The sequence below is a fragment of the Paenibacillus sp. FSL F4-0236 genome (assembly GCF_038000135.1).
GTDB lineage: Bacteria > Bacillota > Bacilli > Paenibacillales > Paenibacillaceae > Paenibacillus_AQ.
Map to the genome: position 1 here is coordinate 122733 of NZ_JBBOBK010000001.1, position 19295 is coordinate 142027.

The following is a 19295-nucleotide window of genomic DNA, read 5'->3' on the forward strand; positions in this document are numbered from 1 at the left end:
CTTGTTTTTTAATCAAGGAAGTAGGCTTTAGAGTGTTATGAATACGCTTTAATAAGAGAGGGAGATGCACGCAATGAAACGTAGGTTATGGTATGTACCCGTTCTAATTACATCTATTCTTCTTTCTACCGTGATTAATTTGTTTGTCTTAACACCGCAAAAAGCTGAAGCGGCAAGCATCGGCACGATTAATGAGAACGACACTATTTATCAGATTATGGTTGACCGATTTAATGATGGAGATACTTCCAACAATGCTACTGGTGCGGCAATTCGCTATGGAGAAAACTCTGAGGAAGATTTCTGTTATATGAAAGGCGGAGACTGGCAGGGGATTATCGATAAGCTATCATATATTAAAAATATGGGCTATACCGCGATTTGGATTTCCCCAGTGGCTGAGCCACAAATGACTAACCGGGAAAACAACGGTACCGGTAAAAATACAGCCTATCACGGATACAACGTTAAGAACCCTAACGCTGCCAATCCATATTTCGGAACGAAGGAGAAGCTGAAGGAGCTTGTGGATTCCGCACATGCGCTTGGCATCAAAGTAGTGATTGACGTTGTGCCAAACCACGTCGGTGATTATATGCTAGGTTCCCAAGCCTATTATGATATCCCATCATTACAGCCAGTGGCTCCGTTCAATAATCCGGCATGGTACCACCATAATGGAGATATTAACTGGTCTCTAGCGGATGGAAGATATGATCAGTGGGCGCAGGATTACTTAGAGAATCATGATTTGGGCGGGCTAGATGACATTGATTTCGATGTTCCTGCGGCTAAGCAGGCGATCTTCGATTCCATCAAAGGCTGGTTTGATTATACAGGCGCTGACGGTGCGCGTGTGGATGCTGCCAAGCTGATGAAGCCAACAGATATTGGTGAGCTACAAAATTATCTGGGCGTTAATACATTTGGCGAGAATTTCGACGGAAATGCTGAATTTGTCTCACGTTGGGTCGGAAACAATAAGGAATGGGGCATGCTCGATTTCCCAATGTTCTTCTCCGTACTTAACAGCTTTGCTTATGGGCAGTCTTTTGAGTCCAATATCAAAAGCACCTTGGCACAGGATTCCTACTACAACGGGAATGCCAATCACATGGTTACCTTTATCGACAATCATGACCGCAACCGTTTTCTAACGGAAGCCGGGGGAAGCGTTGATAAGCTGCAGAATGCTTTAACCTTTATTTTTACAGTTCGTGGAACACCGGTTGTCTTCCAAGGAACAGAGCAGAACAAAGGCAATGGCAACAGTCAGATCATGACAGGAGGTATTGCGGATACTTGGAACCGTTGGTCTATGGTGAAACGGGATGCAAGCGGAAACGTGATTGAGAACTATTTTAATGAAAATGCCAGCACCTACAAGCACGTAGCCAAACTTAATGAAATTCGTAAAAATAACCCAGCACTACGTACAGGTACTCAACGTGAAATGTGGGCTGCACAGAACTTATATGCCTTCTCACGTCGTATCGACACTGGAACTAATCAAGGTCAAGAAGCTATCTCTGTATTTAGTAATCAATCTAATGGTTCGCAAACGGTAACCATCCCGCTACGTGCCGAGAGTAGTTTGACCGCAGGAACAGTTTTGTATAATCAGCTGAATACTGCAGATACAGTGACTGTACAATCAGGCGGAGTAACTGGAAAGCAAATTACTGTAACTGTAGGTGCGAATTCAGCCAAAATCTATGCGAAACAACAACAACCATCAGAAACAGTTCCTCCAACTACTCCGACTAATGTAACGGCAACTGTTCAGAATGCATCTAGCGCTTTGATCAGCTGGACGGCTTCTACCGACAACGTAGGCGTAACTGGATATGAAGTTTATCGTAATGGTGTCAAGGTAGGCACAACGGCGACTACTTCCTATACGGACAATGGTTTATCCGCTAGCACTACCTATAACTACACGGTAAAAGCATTTGATGCCGCAGGCAATCTATCTCTTCTTAGTGCGATTGCGTCTATTACAACACCAGCAGGGAACAGTGTCACGATTTACTATAAGCAAGGTTATACCTCGCCTTATATTCATTATCGCCCAGTAGGAGGAACATGGACGACATCTCCGGGTGTGGCTATACCTGTATCTGATGTAGCCGGATACAACAAAATAACAATTAATATCGGCTCCGCCAGCCAGCTTGAAGCATGCTTTAACAACGGCAGTGGCACATGGGACAGTAACGGGGGGAGCAACTATCTATTCGGTACTGGAACCTGGACTTATACGCCAACAGGAAGTATTACATCGGGTGGACCAGTGACACCAACGCCAACACCAACAGTAACACCGACACCAACGCCAACATCAACAGTAACACCGACACCAACGCCGACAGTAACCCCAACGCCAACGCCAATGGTAACCCCAACACCAACACCAACGACTACACCGACTGGCAACACTGCAACGATCTATTATAAGAATACGGCTTACAGCAGCTCTTACATTCATTACAAGCTGGATGGGGCGACAGTCTGGACGACGGCTCCTGGTGAACAGCTTCAAGCTTCTTCTTTCCCAGGATATAAGTCGATCACAATTCAGCTGGGCACTGCAGCCGGACTGACCGCAGCCTTTAATAATGGCAGTGGTACATGGGATAACAACGGCAGCAGTAATTACCATTTTGATGCTGGAACCTGGAGTCTTGTGAACGGAAGTATCAGCGCAGGGGAACCTCAAGCAGACAGTGTGACGTTTCGTGTAAATGTTCCAGCGTCTACTCCGGCGAGCGGACCTGTGTATCTTACCGGTACCTTCAACAGCTGGAATGCAGCGGATCCAGCCTATCAACTGACTAAAGGTAGTGATGGGGTGTATTCCATCACACTGAGCTTACCAGCAGGAACAGCGGTGCAATATAAAGTTACGCGGGGCACTTGGACTAATGTGGAGGTAAACTCGAACGGATCGGACATTTCCAATCGAACGCTTACTCCAGCAGGCGGCGCACAAACAGTGAACCTGACCGTGCAGCGTTGGAAAGATCTATAAGTTACTATAAGAGTGGATCAAAATACCTTTCACATGCCAAGGAGCGGCCCCCGTGTGGGGCCGCTCCTTGGTAAGTAGTACGAAGCTTTTTCATTGTAGAAGATACAATAGAAAAGTAGTCCAATTATGAAGTTGCTCCAGAGAATTTAGCTCTCATCGTGGATTCACGAGGAATTAGTTCTGGCTCTAGTAGCAAATGCTTGTGGGGCGCATCATTGCCACGAATGCGCTCCATCAGCAGCTGCCCTGAAGATACACCCAGCTTAAACGTATCGATATTAAGCGAAGTTAAAGGAGGTGTTGTATATCGGGACAGCGGATATTCATCGAAAGCGGCGATGCCGAGTTCAGATGGAACATCAATTCCGAGTGCTTTTGCGGCTTGAAGCACCCCAAAGGCTACATAACTGTTCATACACACCACAGAGTCTGGCCGTTCTTCACGCTGCAAAAGCTCAAGTGCAGCATGATAGCTATCATGTTCATCAGCCTTGCAGTTAATGATCCATTGCTGAGGAACGGTAAGGTCAGCCTGCTGTAATGCGCTTAAGTATCCACCTAGGCGATGTGTATAAATTTTTTCCTGCTGCTGCCCACCTATGAAGGCTATCTTTGAATAACCTTGTTCGATGAGATGCTCGGTCAGCATGTTGCCGCCTGCTTCATTATCGAAATCAACCCAACTTCCGGGGGTCATAATCTCTCCAATGGAGATGTAAGGAAACTCCAGTTGATTCAGTTCTTCAGATAGCTCTTCAGTCAGCACGGAGTTGTTGGCAATAATACCGTCGACACGTTTGCTAAACACAAGCCTATTTAGAAAATGGCCTTCTGGACTGCTATGTTGCACATTGGAAATGGTCAGCTCGTATTTTAAAGGTGCAATTACGCTCTCGATTCCACCAATAATGTTGTAGAAGAATTGGTTCAGAAACTCACTTTCTTTAGACATATCGACCAGTAAGCCAATATTGCAGCTGCTTTGTCTAGCTAACCCAGTAGCGATACTGCTTGGCGTGTAGTTCATTTGCTTCATAATCTCTCGAACCTTTTGTTTCGTTTCCTGTGATATTTTTGGGGAATCATTTAGTACTTTAGATACAGTAGATTTAGCCACATTGGCTGCTTTAGCAATATCAGAAATCGTTACTTTCATCGTCGTCCCTCATAACTTGAAAACGGTATTTGTAACCATAATAACACAAATTTAGCAGTCTCTCATGATGTATGAACAGATAGATAGAACGATAAAAGTATAGAAGGAGTCCATAAGTTATGCCTCAATCATGGTTTGTATATCATACAAGTGAAGATCCATTTGCCTATCCTGTAGGTACAGGGACCCTGAAGCTCAGATTATTTACACAAGCTGGACAGCAATTATCCTGTACCGTAATCCACTCGGATCGTTATGATTCTCCGGGGCAAGAAGTTCCTTTGCAGATGGAGCGGATTGGGTCGGCCGGTATTTATGAGATTCACGAAGCAATTATTCAGACCAGCACTAGAAGAAGCAGATATCTATTCCATATAGCGAATGCTGCGGGGCAGTATATCTGGTATGGAGAGAGGGGCGCGTCGGAGAATCGGGAGCGTGCAGGTTCTTTTCAATATGCATATCTTCACCATTCTGAGGCTTTGAAGTTACCGTTATGGAGCCAGGATGCGGTGACCTATCAAATTTATCCTAGCAGCTACAATGGTGGAACTCTAAAAGGCATTACGGACAAAATACCTTATCTACAGCAGCTTGGTGTGAACACTATTTACATGACGCCTGTATTTGAGTCTCCTTCCGAGCATAAATATAACACCTCCGATTATTATAAGATCGACCCTGCATTTGGCGATGTAGATGGATTGAAGACGCTAGTCAGTGAGGCACATCGCCATGGAATTAGGGTCATTTTGGATGCCGTGTTTAATCATTCGGGAGATCAATTCTTTGCTTTTAAAGATGTCATGGAACAAGGCGAGCAGTCTCCATATAAAGATTGGTTCTTTATTCGTTCTTTTCCCGTAACACAGACGCCTGCCCCGAATTATGAGACATTCGCTAAAGCTGAAGCGCATATGCCTAAGCTGAATATGGATCATCCTGACACGGCTAAATATATGATAGAGGTTGCTAAGTATTGGATTCGTGAAACAGAAATAGACGGCTGGCGTCTTGATGTAGCGAATGAGGTCAACCCGGCTTTTTGGTCCCGGTTTCGGCAAGAGCTAAAGTCTGAATTTCCTGAAATTTTACTCATTGGAGAGATAATGCATGCATCTGGGCCTTGGCTTAGAGGGGATCAATTCGATGGTGGCATGAATTATGTGCTTCGGGATGCCGTGCTGGAATTCTTTGCAGAGCAGTCAACAGGGCCAGATCGCTTTATGGAGCAAGTACTCCATCAGGAGGCGTTGTATAATGACCAGGCGAATTCGGCTATGTTTCAATTGATTGGCAGTCATGATACGTTGCGTTTTCTTACAGCGTGTAAGGAGGGGGGACGTGGCTGGGACCGCGAGAGTACGGCAATACAGCGCATGAGGTTGGCAGTTTTTTTTCAGATGACTTATATCGGTATTCCGATGATCTATTATGGGGATGAGGTTGGGATGGAAGGAGCTACGGACCCTCACTGTAGAAAAGCTATGGTATGGCAAGAGCAAGCTCAAAATACAGCGCTGCTGAAGTGGTATCAAGAGCTGATTTTCCTAAGAAAAAGCTGTGATATTCTACGGAAAGGTAAGTTTCGTCCTTGGTTCACGGATGAAGTCCGTAATGTCTTCGGTTATACACGGGGAATGGATCAAGAGAAGATAGGTTTAATTATCAATAACTCTCCGAACGCGTACGAGCTTGAGCTTAATGTATATCGTTCGGATAAGAATTTGCTTACCGATTTACTGTCAGGAGCTACTTTTAAAAATAATAACAAGCTTATAGTGAGCATTGAACCGTTTGGATGTTTAATGTTGTACTAAAATAGTATAAGGCCTCTCTTCAAAAGAAGGGGCCTTATTCATCAAGAAACGGGAGTCATCTCCAAAGGATGACGAAGTCGTTTCTTTTTTAAAATATAAGAAAGTATAAGTTTCACGCTATACATTATCCTTATATTTCTCGCATAAACGCTGACCGTCCTTTAGGGACGCTATAGGCGTTTTTCCTTGTTTGTAGCACTTTTTTTATTTTTGTTCTTTAAGTCTCTATACTCCTGATTCTCCCATTGTTTTAGCAAAGGAAAAGGGTCAAAAGCCCATTCAGTAATCCCTCGGTCACGGTAGATGCCAAAATGTAGATGTGGCGGGAATTTCCCTTGCGTTCCTGGATTTCCGTAACCTGAGCTGCCAACCCAGCCAATGATTTCACCTGGTGAGACGATATCTCCACGAGAAATGGATTTGTTATACCCAGATAAATGAGCGTAATAATGGTAACGGTTCTCGATATCACGAATTCCAATTCTCCAGCCACCGTAGCGGTTCCAGCCTTTAGTTTCCACTAAGCCAAAGCAGGTGCTGCGTACCGGCATACCTTGCGGTGCAAAGAGGTCAGTCCCTTCGTGAATACGTGCCCCACCCCAGCTTCTGCCGGTTCCCCAAGTGCTACGATAAGAATAAGAATTACTTAAGGGAAGTGGAAAAGCATTACCTGACAGGTCAAGCCGACCAAAATGTTCATATAGCTTGGCGAACTGAGCTATGCGCTGAGAGGCACGACCATTGTGATAATACTCCCAAATGCCAATGCTGAAATCATTAGGTGAATCACCATATTTCTGCAAGTGTCTAGCCATACTATATAGAACATCAGCATCATTCTCTGGATCGGCGATTCCATCACCTGAGCCATCACGGCCGAAGCCGTTAAAGAAAGTGATGGATTCAGGAGAAGTATCCTCCTGATCCGGGTTGAGTGGACCGGACCATACGGGTGCTGGAATCATGATTCCAGTAAGACGGTTGGTGACGGGTTTGTCTGAGGAACCTTTTTTGGCGATGGTGCGTTCATATTGATCAATGGCTGCGAATCTAAACCAAGGGATTCCAGTGGCTGCACTCAGTTGATCATAAATCCCCCTACGGGCAGACCATATGGATTCTTTGCTAGCATTAACAGAATTGCCGCTGCTTTCCACCGGTTGGACTGTAGCCTGTACTGCAGCTGCTGGAACGGGAAGGCCTAAACCACCCCAAAGGATAGCGGCCGCGGACAGACATAACATAGTTCTCCGGTTATTAGTATTCTTAAATAGGGCCAGCAAGATAACAGCCTCCTTTTGTCCGGGCGTAGAATTGAATGTAGGCACTTCGGATAAAGCTTTTATTATAGATTGAAGCAAAAGGCTACTTTTTATCCGTTCTTGTCTAAAGGTACCAGTAAATTCTTCGCCGGAATCGAAGTTGAGATGCCCTGCATATTTCACAAAAACAGGCAATTGTAAAGCGCACATGGTATAATATGAGGCAGCATCTTTCATCTGCAGCATCACATTCAGGAGGAAGCGGGGTTTATTATTTTGACGAATAAAACAGCAAAGCAGCCTAAGCCGGATTGGATTAGAATCAAGCTAACTACCGGTGATAACTATCAGGAAATCAAGAGCATGATGCGTTCTAAAACTTTACATACCGTATGTGAAGAAGCTAGGTGTCCGAATATTTATGAATGCTGGGCAAATCGAACGGCTACCTTTATGATTCTTGGTGATATATGTACTCGCGCATGCCGTTTCTGCGCTGTGAATACAGGGTTGCCGACAGAGCTGGACCTGCAGGAGCCTGAACGTGTAGCAGAAGCTGCAGAGGGAATGAACCTTCGCCATTGCGTGGTGACCAGTGTGGCCCGTGATGATCTTGCGGATGGTGGCGCTCAGATTTTTGCTGAGACGGTAGCGGCAATTCGTAAACGCCTTCCGTTATGTAGTGTTGAAGTATTGATTCCAGATTTCCTGGGAGAACGGAATAGTCTAGAGATTGTTATGAACAGTAATCCAGACATTCTTAACCATAATATTGAGACGGTGGAACGGATGTCAGACCGTGTACGGGCTAAAGCGAAGTATCGCCGTTCGATGGAACTGCTGCGCAGAGCTAAGGAAATGAAGCCGGATATTCCTACCAAATCAAGCATTATGCTTGGAGTCGGTGAAGAGTGGGATGAGATTTTACAAGCAATGGATGATTTACGAGCCGTAAATTGTGATATATTGACTTTAGGACAATACTTGCAGCCTTCTCCAAAGCATTTGAATGTGGAGAAATATTATCCACCAGAGGAATTTGCGCTGCTTAAGGAAGAGGGATTGAAGCGTGGCTTTAGCCATGTGGAATCAGCTCCGCTTGTTCGCAGCTCTTATCGTGCGCATGAGCAGGTGAAATCTGCCGCTCAAGCTCGTGAGGAGCGTACGGTTTCTTCTAGTTAATTTTTGATTTTTCAAGGTAGCAGGGGGCTGAAGGAGCGAAGCGATCTGAGTCTCCCACCCCTAGGTTACACATAAAAAAACGTTGATTTGAGTCATTGGAGAGAAATGTTGGAGCTGTAGGAGCGTTAGCGTTCGCCTTTGTTGATTAATTTCACCGCTGAATGCGGTTCAAATAAAAGAAATTAATCAACAACAGCGACCGAAAGCCCAATATTTCTCGGAAATGACGGCATAATCAACGAAAATACTTTCCTTCGAAAGGCAGGCGACAAAAGGTTTGATCGTTATAGGCGGAAAAGGCTACGAACTAATGTTAGATCATAAGGATGGTTGGAATCCGGAGGCGTTTCGCGGAAGATATAGCGAAGTGCTGGAAAGATACGACTACATTATTGGTGACTGGGGTTACAGTCAGCTGCGTTTGAAAGGTTTTTATCGGGACAACCACCCAAAGGTGAATCGGGATACAGCGATTTCTGGCATGGTCGATTATATTAATGAATATTGCAATTTTGGCTGCGCATATTTTGTGTTGCATAAGTTAAAAGAGGTACCACAAGAAGGTTTGTTCAAGGATATTCTGATCAAAGAAATACCAGAGCCGAGTGAGGAAGAAGATTCGGAGCTAGAAGCTGAAGATAATGATGGAGCGGCTATAGATAAAGAGCTCTCCTCTAAAGAAACATCATCTAAGCAAGGTTCGAATTCATCTGCTGCATTTAAAGAGATGACTTCTGCTAAGGATAGACCTCTGAGAGAACATCAAAGCCGAAATCACCGGGGGAAAGATTCGCAAGGGAAGAAATCCAAAAAGGAATTTCAAAGCAGACCACCACAAGGTCAATCCCAAAAACCCCAAAACACACAAAAGCCTCAAAATAATCAAAATACACAAAACACACAAAACACACAAAACACACAAAACATAGAAAATCCACAATCGTAACGATGAAAGCTGACCATAAGTAGAGTCCTTCTACGAATGAGACAGCTTTTTTCTTTTGAATAGATATGTACAAATAATAAAGGCAGCAAACCCCATCTCTGGAGAATTGCTGCCTTTTCTTATGGATTATTTTATAGATAATTTCAATTGCTTTTGTGTAGCATTGTAACTCCATACGAGTGCCGGAAACTTCTTCTTAAAGGCATTTAATTCAATGTAGGTCTCACCATTCTGAGATAGCGCCTCTTTGGAGGAAAGCGTAAAGCCGGTAGATGTGCCTGTTCCGCTCTTTACGATGACCTTCTTGTTCTTGGCATCCCAGGTGATCTCGCCCTCGACAAGCGCAGCCAGCACCAGCGATGAAGCATAAGTTTTATCGCCCTGCTTAACAAGACCAACATTACCAGCAAAAGGAACCCCGTTGATATTTAAGATATGATGATCTCCGGTGACTTCTAAAGTCTTCATTCCAGCAATCTGCAGGGCAGTAATCAACTGTGCAGTTTTCCCTTTTACCTCAATATCCGGTGCGAGACCGATGTGATTAAAGTCTTCTTTTTTAGGTGTTAGATATTTCTGCGTGGTCAATTTCAGCATGTCGCCATTAGACACTGGAAGTAGGCTTTGAATACGCGCTTTGCCGTAAGAACGAGTGCCTACAACAGTAGCCAGCTTGTTGTCGCGCAGGGCGCCCGTAAGAGCTTCTGACGCACTTGCAGTGTATTCGTTGGTTAGAATTACGACGGGCACACCGATTTTGCTGCCACTAGTAATCGTTACAGGAGTTAACGCGCCACTTTGATCAGAGGTATACATCATGATGCCTTTATCCATAAAACTAGAGGCAATGTTGTATGCCGAATCCATGTAGCCACCCAAGTTATCACGTAAATCAAGCACCATGGATTTCATTCCCGCTGTACGCATCTTCTTCAGCATAGCGACGAATTCTTCATCAGAATTCTGTGTGAAACCACTTAGCGAAATATAGGCAATCTTCGGACCAATGAGGGTTCCAAAAACGGAAGTCGAGTTCAATTCATTTCGGGTGACAACATAAGATTTTGTGACACCATTTCTGAGGATCAGCAGGGTGACCTTAGTGCCCGCGGCTCCACTTAGTTCCGAATCATCCGTTTCGTCAACAGGTATTCCGTTGATTTTGAGAATCGTATCGCCGCGTTTCAAGCCTGCCTTTTCAGAAGGAGAACCTGGAGAGATTTCTTCGATGTAGAGCTCTGTTGGCGTATATTGAAGTTTAACACCGATGCCAACGTATTCGAGATCAACCGCATGTTCAAATTGCGCCGCTTCCTCGGAATTGAAGTATTGGCTGTATGGATCATCCAATGTGTTCACCATGCCGTCAATTGCTCCGCGAATCAAAATATCTTTATCTACATCTGAAAGATTATAGTTCTCCAATAGCTTCATTACTTCATTAATAAGATCACTGTTGTCTGTGGAAGCTTTAGCGGCATCTGCAGCGGAAGCCAGTGGAGCAAATGTAATAGATAAAGCTAGACAGCTGGTTAACAGTGCACTTATTATTTTTTTTGATTTCATGGAATCAAACACCCTTTTTATTAGGATTTCACAAGTTTATTGTAGATGCTATATGTGTCATCGATTGTCCATACACCAGTATCCGACTTGGATAGAATATAGATAAGGCCTTGCTCATAAGTCTCCTCTTCACTAGCTTCCTTGTCTTTGCTTTCTACATATATAGCAGCTTCTTTGGCACTGTAATAATAAATATTTGAAATGCCTGGAGTATAGGTAATATCATACGAAGCAAAGAAATCATCCAAATCTGCCTTGAGAGAGGAATCATATTCTTCTCCATATGAAGTCATCGTGGAAAGAACTGCTGTAGGATTCTGTTCGTTCATTGCTTGATAATACTTGATAATAGTACCTTTGATGGCATCCGCATCGTTTTGAGGGATGTTGGCTGCTGGTTTTATACCTTGTTCATGAGTAAGGAGAACGGTCGAGCTTTGGGATTCCACGGATGAAATCTTCCAGCTTCCGTTCTTGCGGACCAGGGTATATACGTATTCATTCTCTGTATCTGGAGTATAAGTCCCACCTATTCTGCGTGAACTTTCAAGCGTATACACAGTGGCTTCGTCAGCTGTAATGTCGAGGATTTCCAAGCTATCAATAGTATTCTTTATGTCAAAAGCTTTAAAAGATTCATTGAGTTCGGCCACTGATTCCGTGTAAGAGTACTCCGGATCCATAAGGGAGTAGAAGCTAGTCGCTTTTTCTTCATTGAAATATTGATTAGACAAACGGATTAATGCTGTAATGGCTGCTTCGTCCTTACCTTTGGAGACAGGAGTAGTAATTTGTACACTTCTACTGGTAGAATTCCAGACAGCTGTGCCCCCGGTTGCCTCTGCGATAAAACGCAAAGGGATGTATGTAGTGCCGGCTGAGGAAACTGGTGCAGTGGTTAGTTTTTTAACGGTTCCGTTAACAGTAGCGCGGTTACTGCCAATTTTGAGGGTAATCGCAAGATTTGAACTTTTTCCTGTTACTGTTCCAGTTTTGGCATCCCAGAGAACTTGAAGTCCAAGCTTCTCAAAGACAACCCGGAAAGGTACAAGTACAGAATTGTTCGCTAAGTATGGGGATCCAGCGGTGAAGGAAACCTTACTTCCGTTAATATAAACATCAATTGGTTTCGATGCTGCAAAAGCCGGGACCGCAAGTATGAGGGCCAGTAGACTTATGCTTAAGAGGGATAAAAATCTTTTCAACAGTACTCTCTCCTTTTATGTAACTCTTTGTAAAATAGCCTCATTATACCATTTGGCTTCTCTCTCAGTCTATCAGTTGGTGTTAGTTTTGTCACACAAAAAAGCCGGAGAAATGGATATCTCCAGCCACTGAAAATCGTTGGATCGAAGGTTAATCTTAAACTAAAAAAGCTTCACGTACACGGTTCCAGAACGGAAAAGGACGGTACCTGGCGAAACTGACCTTCTTGTCCGATACTTGGCAGCGTACTGAAATCAGATCATCTACTGGGATATTGTTATGATCTATCGTGAGTAGTAAGCGCTGATCCTTACATGAAAGAATATCGCAATGGTGATGCTTCGGCAGTAGTAATGGCGACCCCATTGTTCGAAATACGCGGTTGTTAATTGAGGCGATTTCAGCAATCTGCAGCGCTTCTATAGATGGGTGAACCATGGCTCCCCCAAGGCTTTTGTTATAGGCCGTGCTACCAGAAGGAGTAGAAATACAAAGCCCATCACCCCGGAACATTTCGAAGGTAACATCATTGATGTCAACTTGTATCATTATAGTTCCATCTACCCCTTTAAGGGTAAATTCATTTAGGGCAATGTGGGACGAAGAACCGGATTTCTTGTGAATTTCCAGCTCAAGCAACGGATATTTCACGATACGAGGTTTCTGAGGCTCAGAATCCTCGGTTCCGCACATGTAGTCGATTAAGGTGGGAAGCTCTTCCGCTTGCCAGTCCGCATAGAAGCCTAAGTGTCCTGTGTGCACACCTACGAAGGCTAGATTGGGGATTTGATCGATAAAGGTATGAAAAGCGTGCAGCATTGTGCCGTCTCCGCCAATAGAGATGACGATTTCGGGAGACTCGGCATCAAGTTGCAGGTCCCGCTCCGCCGCCAGCTTGTGAAACTGCTCGGCAAGTTTGATTGATAGTTCATCACCGCGGTCCAGAACATAATATCTCAAGATGTACAGGCTCCTTTTGTATAATTCAGTCATACACCGATCATAATCAATCTTGACCCGGAACACAATATGTTAATCAACTTCGCCGTACCCATCGAATCATTGTCGTGAATACAGGGATAAGCAGTGAGACTAGAATTGCAGCAGTTAATAATAGACTCAGCAGGGCGAGGCTTGCCGTGATCCCTGAGGCAGAAGGAGTAAAGGCAGCAGAGGCTGGTAATGATACCCATGTGGTAGACAGCCCTGTGTTCATCACAGGGTTCCAGAGCAGCAAGACCAATCCTGATGCGAGTATGGCGTGAATTAGCCGTGCAGTCAAAAATGGCAGATACCGCAGCCCGGTACCGTTCAGAATACTTGCCACCTGGGCATGTACAGATAATCCGCCCCAAGAGAGAATGAAGGCAGCTGCCGCTACCTTGAACTGAAGCGGGATGGAAGCTGCGGCTTCACCTGCTGAACGGGCACCGATTGTCACCTCAAAGAATCCGCTAATGAGAGCCTGAGCTAGTTCTGGAGGACCACCTACAAGGGACACAAGATGTCCGGTCATGTTAAAAAGGGAGGATAGGATACCGGCACGGGCTAGCAGTTCCATTAGCACATTGAAGAATACAACCAAACCGCCTACGACAATAATAAGCTTTAGCGAGGACTGGATTGCTCCCTTTAATAGCTCCCCAAAGCTCCGTCCATCTTTGCGCCGAGCCTCCTCCATGGCAAGAAGTGCTGCATGGATTCTTCCAAAACCTTTTTTGGCTGGAACAGAGGGGGCAGTAGAACTAGTTATGGATGGGTCTTGGGAGGGGGAGCTCTGTTCTTTGCGTCCATGGAACGACATTAGCAAGCCAACAATCAAACCGCTCCCATAGTGGGCGAGGGCTAGGATAAGCCCCAACGATGCGTCTCGAAAGAAACCAACGGATACTGCACCTAACAGAAAGATTGGGTCAGAGGAGGTTGTGAAAGCGACTAATCGTTCGCCCTCTACTCTGCTAATCAGATTCTGTTCCCGCAGCTTAGCGGTTAATTTAGCGCCAACAGGATATCCTGATACATATCCCATCGCAGCGACAAACCCGCCGCTACCTGGTATACCAAAAAGAGGGCGCATCAATGGATCGAGCAGTGCACCGAAGAGATGAACGATCCCTAGGCCTAGCATGATTTCGGATATGACGAAGAATGGAAATAGGGAGGGGAATAACACATCCCACCAGATGGCCAGGCCTCGTAAGGCTGCGCCAAGGGATGCCTCCGGATGAAGCAACATCAGCAGCATACAGCCCGCCAATGTTAATCCCAGCAGTGGGCCGCCAATCTTTTTAAAAGTCATAATTAACGCCTCCTGATCTATGGTTAGATGTATGCGAAAAGAAGGACAAACAGCACAAAAAAAATAAAGGAAGCGGTTACATAATTCGGTGCTTTTTCGTTCGAAATATGATATTATGTAAATAAGAAATGCACCCTCTGTTACAAGAATAAATGGGATGGAGTGATGGCGATGAGCGTTGTAGCCGGAGTTCTCGTTTGTGCTTTTGTATATGTGATCCGGGTCTCTCTCGTCCCTTCAGGTGATGAAGAATTTCGGACCTACTGACAATAACCTCCAGGCGCTAAACTATAGTTTAGCGTCTTTTTTCTGCCGTTTAGGGGCACTTTCGACGGATATCCGAGCCGTGCTTTTTTTTGGTATAATAAAGTAAGAAACGTTTCATTAATATGGAAGAGAGCTGGTAACCTCAATGAATCCAAATGAGAGTATATATGAGAACCTAGGAGGAGCTGAGGCGCTACATCGATTGGTGGAAGTGTTCTATGCCAAAGTGCAGCTTCATCCGCAGCTGGGTCCGTTATTTCCTGAAGACATTTCTCCTGTTCTGGAGAAGCAGTATCAATTCCTGACACAGTTTTTTGGCGGTGGCCCATTGTATTCAGAACTGCATGGACATCCCATGATGAGAGCAAGGCACATGCATATTCCCATTACTCCAGAACGTGCTGAAGAATGGTTGCAGTGTATGAAAGAGGCGCTTGAGGAGACCGGCGTAGAAGAGCCGCTACGTTCGTTCGTGCTTAGCCGTCTTGCAGGTCCCGCACATCATTTTGTTAACATGCCCCAGGAATAATAAGGGACAGGTTGATCCTGAAAGGAATGAGAGTACTTGCCAGAGTTAATACCCCTATATTCTATTAAGGTCAAATGTTGCAATTGTGAACATGAATTTTCAACCTCTCGCGTACGCCCTAGCCTAAAAAAGGCTATCCGCCGCGATGCTGATTTTTGCGCATATTACAAAAACGAGAATCCGGATTATTATGTTGTACGTGTCTGCCCGAGTTGTGGGTTTGCCTCTACAGAAAATTCAGCGGACAAGCTGACGGATCTGCAGCGAAAAGCATTTAATGAACAGGTAGGAAAACGATGGAAGAGCCGTGACTTTGGGGATAAACGAAGCTGGGAAACTGCACTTGAGACCTATAAACTGGCGCTTTTATGCGCTCAAAGTATTAACGATAAGGATCGAATTATTGCAAGTCTGCTTCATCACATTGCCTGGTTGTATCGGTATCAAGGGAATACGGAACAGGAACAACGCTTTTTGCGCTATTCATTAGCTGAATATGTGAAGGTATACGAAAAAGACGGAATAGCTGGCAATGATGCCCGGCTCATGTATCTTATCGGCGAACTTAACAGGCGCATCGGAGAGTTCTCTGTGGCTGTAATGTGGTTCTCCCGCCTGATTAATGATCAGAAGATTATGGATGCTGCGATGATTCGAGCTGCCAGGGAGCAGTGGGTTGTGCTAAGAGAGCAAATGCGCGGCGAAGCTGTAGATATTGATGCCGATGGATTGCCTTCAGGTTCTTAAAGCTTCACGAACAACAAAAAGCGCAGAAGAGAGTAATGCTCTCGTCTGCGCTTTATAAAAATGGTAAGATTGGGATTTAGATGACCTTCTATTTATCGGACTGCCCGATCGAATAGGAGGTAATCTCCGTCGTTATCTACAACTGTGGGACTGGCGCTGCAACATGGGAAGACAAGTAGTTTTTTCTTGCCGTCACGAACGATTTGCAATTCTTTTGGCTTCATAGGGAGAAGAACATTCTCCGAGTTGCAGAAAGGGCAATACTGCACATACATATCGCCTAAAATAATGTCATAAGGCCAGGTATGACTAAAAGGAATCATTGTGAATCCTTCCCAGAAGGAGACTCTTCATTTCCATCCTCAGCTTGCGGTGAATTCTGCTTTTTGGATAGCTCAGCTATTTTTTGTAGCAAAATATGTTGGGGCATATGCATCAAGTGTTCCAGTGGAACGCCTAGTTGCTTTGATAACGTTATGGCTGTTTCCGGTGAAATTTGTAGTGGCTTCATATGGATGCCCTCCTAAAGTTTATCGGCTATGAATGTTCCGGTATCGTTATTCACTTTACCACGGTGTTAATTCAATTACAAAGAAAACGAAATGAGAGCAAAGGAATGGTGAGAAAACATGAAACAACCATTATCACTGACTTGGGAACTTGATTCCATATTTCCTGGAGGATCGTCCTCTACTGAGTTAGAAAGCTTTTTAAAGAATCTTGAACAAGATATTACAGCCTTACAGGGTCTGGTGAAGAATGCTGTAGCTCCAACGGATGTTGAGTCTACAAAGGCGCTGGACGAGGTTGTAGAACTGCTTCAGAGCTGTTCAGGAAGACTTGTGGAGGTCTCTTCCTTCGCAGACTGTCTGGGCGCTCAGAATCAAATGGACAAAGGTGCGGTAAGACTGGCGGCTCGAGTGACAAGTATGCGTGCCGGATTCGAAGGCATTAGCTCACAATTCAGTAACGTGCTTCGTCAGACTACGGACAAGGTATGGGCAGAGTGGATGTCACGTCCCGAAATTGCTCCATTAACGTTCGTGCTGAGCGAGAGCCGTGACTTGGCCCGTGAGAAGATGAGTCCAGAGTTGGAAAGCTTAGCGCTTGAACTAGCAGTTGACGGATATCATGGATGGAGCGGGCACTATGATACGATTGTAAGCTCGATTAAAATCCCATTTGAGGATGAAGAAGGAACAAAGCTGCTCTCTGCAGGTCAGGCTTTTAACAAGCTGGATGATCCAGATCCGAAAGTACGTCAATCCATGTTCCATAAATGGGAAGAAGCATGGACCGAAGCAGCAGATAACTGTGCGGATACCTTGAATCACTTAGCAGGCTTCCGTCTGAAGCTCTATAAAGGAAGAGGTTGGGAAGATATTCTGAAAGATCCGCTAAGCATCAATCGTATGTCACAAGATACTTTGAATGCGATGTGGGACGTGATTACGAATAGCAAGCCTGCACTCGTGACCTATCTTCAGCGTAAAGCTAAGCTGCTTGGACTGGATGCTCTTTCCTGGGTAGATGTCGAAGCGCCAGTGGGTAAATCTTCAGGTAAAATCCCATATGATCAGGCCGCTAAAGATATCGTTACCCAGTTCCGCAAATTTAGTCCGAAGATGGCAGAGTTTGCAGAGCGTGCTTTTGATAATAACTGGATTGAGGTTGAGGATCGTCCGGGAAAACGTCCTGGAGGTTTCTGTACATCCTTCCCTGAGAGTAAGGAATCGCGGATTTTCATGACTTATAGCGGTACAACTTCCAATGTTTCAACCTTGGCACATGAGCTGGGACATGCTTATCATTCTTACTTGCTGGATGATCAACCTGTATTTAATCAGAACTACGCTATGAACGTTGCAGAGACTGCTTCAACCTTCGCAGAGGTCATTGTATCTGACGCTCAGGTTAAAGCCGCTGGCAACGCTGAAGAGAAACTGGCGTTGCTTGAAACGAAAATTCAAAACAGCGTAGCTTTCTTTATGAACATTCACGCTCGGTTCTTATTCGAGACTCGTTTTTATGAGAAACGTAAGGAAGGCCTTGTAAATGCTGAGGAGCTGTCTGAATTGATGGTGGAAGCACAGAAGGAAGCCTTCTGTGGGGTGCTTTCGGAATACCATCCTCATTTCTGGGCTTCTAAACTGCATTTTTATATCACAGATGTGCCGTTCTATAACTTCCCTTACACCGTTGGCTACATGTTCAGCACAGGCTTGTATCGACTGGCTCTGCAAGAAGGAGCGTCCTTTGCAGACAAATACGATAGCTTGTTGCAAGATACTGGTGTGATGACTTTAGAGGATTTGGTACTTAAGCATCTGGGTGTGGATCTTACGAAGCCGGACTTCTGGCAAGGCGCTACAGATCTGATTGTAGCTGACATTAATGAGTTCTTGGAGATGACGGAGCAATTAGTTTGAAAAAGTCTAAACTAAGACAAATTTAGCGGTAGAAAAAACAACGATTTTTCAGCATGAACACGCAAAAGCCCCTGATACAGGGGCTTTTTTTAATGATAAAATGTCGAAAAATCACGATTTATAAAAAGAAATATGCGATTAATCTATGGATTTCGCGCATATATAGGGATAATAACCCAATTTTGCCGAATAATGTTGTTTGCCATTTGTTAGTAACCTATAATGAGTCTTAAGCCTTATATAAGGCACGCTAGATTACCACTTGGCTAAACTCACAAAAATAAGCAAGCGCTTACGAAGTCAGTTCTGCGAAGTGCACTCAAATCAAGCTATGCTCACAAAACTTTTAGGAGGAGAAGTAATGCTTAAGACGGAACAACTATCATTAGCGAGACAGATGGATATGGTGTTTAAGGAGCTGCAGGAAGAATTATCGGGATTAACTTCTGGTACGGTTTTTGTGCAAATACGAAATAACATGATCGGAAAATTCGGGATACGACATAATCCTCTTTCTGGGCGAAGCGGGGGATTCACTGATGCAAAAGAAGGGATGACAGATGGACAACAGTCTTCTTTTCGACTAATGGCACTGGAAAGCCTGAAATACAAGCGGCGTTGGACGCATGGTGAGATTTCTTATGAATTCGCCATTAGACAGGGAATGGTGATTGTAGATGCTACATTGGAGTCCAATTATAATATGGCGAATCTAATGATTCGATCGCCTCGTAATACCTTTGCTGAAAGTTCCGAACAGTTTTTTGGTTAAGCGTTGTTTACATAAAATTTCAATAATTGTGAAAATCAAAAACCCTCCCACAGCTTCAGAAAGAAGTGTGAGAGGGCTCAAAA

General features: G+C 44.5%; 16 protein-coding genes. 8 read left to right on the forward strand and 8 right to left on the reverse strand.

The annotated features are described in order from the left end of the window. The first annotated feature begins 73 nt into the window (after positions 1 to 73). A complete protein-coding gene (locus NSQ29_RS00540) occupies positions 74 to 3031 on the forward strand; it encodes a carbohydrate binding domain-containing protein (protein WP_341124081.1) in 2958 nt (985 codons plus the stop codon). A gap of 124 nt (positions 3032 to 3155) precedes the next feature. Here the strand turns inward: NSQ29_RS00540 and NSQ29_RS00545 are convergent, their stop codons facing one another. After that, a complete protein-coding gene (locus tag NSQ29_RS00545) occupies positions 3156 to 4187 on the reverse strand; it encodes a LacI family DNA-binding transcriptional regulator (RefSeq protein WP_076285269.1) in 1032 nt (343 codons plus the stop codon). A gap of 119 nt (positions 4188 to 4306) precedes the next feature. Here NSQ29_RS00545 and NSQ29_RS00550 point away from each other — a divergent pair, with 119 nt between their 5' ends. Continuing rightward, a complete protein-coding gene (locus tag NSQ29_RS00550) occupies positions 4307 to 6007 on the forward strand; it encodes an alpha amylase N-terminal ig-like domain-containing protein (RefSeq protein ID WP_341124082.1) in 1701 nt (566 codons plus the stop codon). Between the two features lie 170 nt (positions 6008 to 6177). Here the strand turns inward: NSQ29_RS00550 and NSQ29_RS00555 are convergent, their stop codons facing one another. Continuing rightward, positions 6178 to 7251: a M23 family metallopeptidase gene (locus tag NSQ29_RS00555; RefSeq protein ID WP_081383020.1), complete on the reverse strand. Its 1074-nt coding sequence runs from the start codon at positions 7249 to 7251 to the stop codon at positions 6178 to 6180. Positions 7252 to 7545: 294 nt separating this feature from the next. Here NSQ29_RS00555 and lipA point away from each other — a divergent pair, with 294 nt between their 5' ends. Continuing rightward, positions 7546 to 8451, forward strand: a complete 906-nt coding sequence (gene lipA, locus NSQ29_RS00560) for a lipoyl synthase (protein ID WP_042191639.1) — start codon at positions 7546 to 7548, stop codon at positions 8449 to 8451. Between the two features lie 310 nt (positions 8452 to 8761). After that, positions 8762 to 9397, forward strand: coding sequence for a YutD family protein (locus NSQ29_RS00565; RefSeq protein WP_081393141.1), 636 nt, complete (start codon positions 8762 to 8764; stop codon positions 9395 to 9397). Positions 9398 to 9523: 126 nt separating this feature from the next. On the opposite strand, the gene NSQ29_RS00570 is transcribed toward NSQ29_RS00565, so the two are convergent. From NSQ29_RS00570 to ylbJ, 4 genes are all read right to left on the reverse strand, one after another. After that, the gene (locus NSQ29_RS00570; protein WP_341124083.1) at positions 9524 to 10963 is read right to left on the reverse strand and encodes a S41 family peptidase; all 1440 of its coding nucleotides are present in this window, start codon (positions 10961 to 10963) and stop codon (positions 9524 to 9526) included. Positions 10964 to 10983: 20 nt separating this feature from the next. After that, positions 10984 to 12168 carry a stalk domain-containing protein gene (locus NSQ29_RS00575; RefSeq protein WP_341124084.1) on the reverse strand — a complete coding sequence of 395 codons (1185 nt, stop codon included), beginning with the start codon at positions 12166 to 12168 and terminating at the stop codon, positions 10984 to 10986. Between the two features lie 157 nt (positions 12169 to 12325). Further along, positions 12326 to 13129 (reverse strand): NAD kinase, encoded by an 804-nt coding sequence (locus NSQ29_RS00580; protein WP_042191633.1) that lies wholly within the window; start codon positions 13127 to 13129, stop codon positions 12326 to 12328. Positions 13130 to 13205: 76 nt separating this feature from the next. Next, positions 13206 to 14468: a sporulation integral membrane protein YlbJ gene (ylbJ, locus tag NSQ29_RS00585; RefSeq protein ID WP_341124085.1), complete on the reverse strand. Its 1263-nt coding sequence runs from the start codon at positions 14466 to 14468 to the stop codon at positions 13206 to 13208. 412 nt (positions 14469 to 14880) lie between these two features. On the opposite strand from ylbJ, the gene NSQ29_RS00590 reads away from it, so the two are divergent. Together NSQ29_RS00590 and NSQ29_RS00595 are read left to right on the forward strand one after the other, a co-directional pair. Beyond that, positions 14881 to 15264, forward strand: coding sequence for a globin domain-containing protein (locus tag NSQ29_RS00590; RefSeq protein WP_042191628.1), 384 nt, complete (start codon positions 14881 to 14883; stop codon positions 15262 to 15264). 36 nt (positions 15265 to 15300) lie between these two features. Further along, the gene (locus NSQ29_RS00595) at positions 15301 to 16011 is read left to right on the forward strand and encodes a DUF2225 domain-containing protein (RefSeq protein ID WP_076285264.1); all 711 of its coding nucleotides are present in this window, start codon (positions 15301 to 15303) and stop codon (positions 16009 to 16011) included. 92 nt (positions 16012 to 16103) lie between these two features. On the opposite strand, the gene NSQ29_RS00600 is transcribed toward NSQ29_RS00595, so the two are convergent. Both NSQ29_RS00600 and NSQ29_RS00605 read right to left on the reverse strand, forming a co-directional pair. Continuing rightward, a complete protein-coding gene (locus tag NSQ29_RS00600) occupies positions 16104 to 16334 on the reverse strand; it encodes a hypothetical protein (protein WP_042130921.1) in 231 nt (76 codons plus the stop codon). Continuing rightward, complete coding sequence (locus tag NSQ29_RS00605; protein WP_042130920.1) at positions 16331 to 16522, reverse strand: YycC family protein; 192 nt, start codon at positions 16520 to 16522, stop codon at positions 16331 to 16333. The genes NSQ29_RS00600 and NSQ29_RS00605 overlap by 4 nt, the downstream gene beginning before the upstream one ends. Before the next feature lie 118 nt (positions 16523 to 16640). Here NSQ29_RS00605 and NSQ29_RS00610 point away from each other — a divergent pair, with 118 nt between their 5' ends. Beyond that, positions 16641 to 18440, forward strand: coding sequence for a M3 family oligoendopeptidase (locus NSQ29_RS00610; RefSeq protein WP_341124086.1), 1800 nt, complete (start codon positions 16641 to 16643; stop codon positions 18438 to 18440). A gap of 361 nt (positions 18441 to 18801) precedes the next feature. Next, complete coding sequence (locus NSQ29_RS00615) at positions 18802 to 19212, forward strand: O-methyltransferase (protein WP_341124087.1); 411 nt, start codon at positions 18802 to 18804, stop codon at positions 19210 to 19212. Positions 19213 to 19295: the final 83 nt, after the last annotated feature.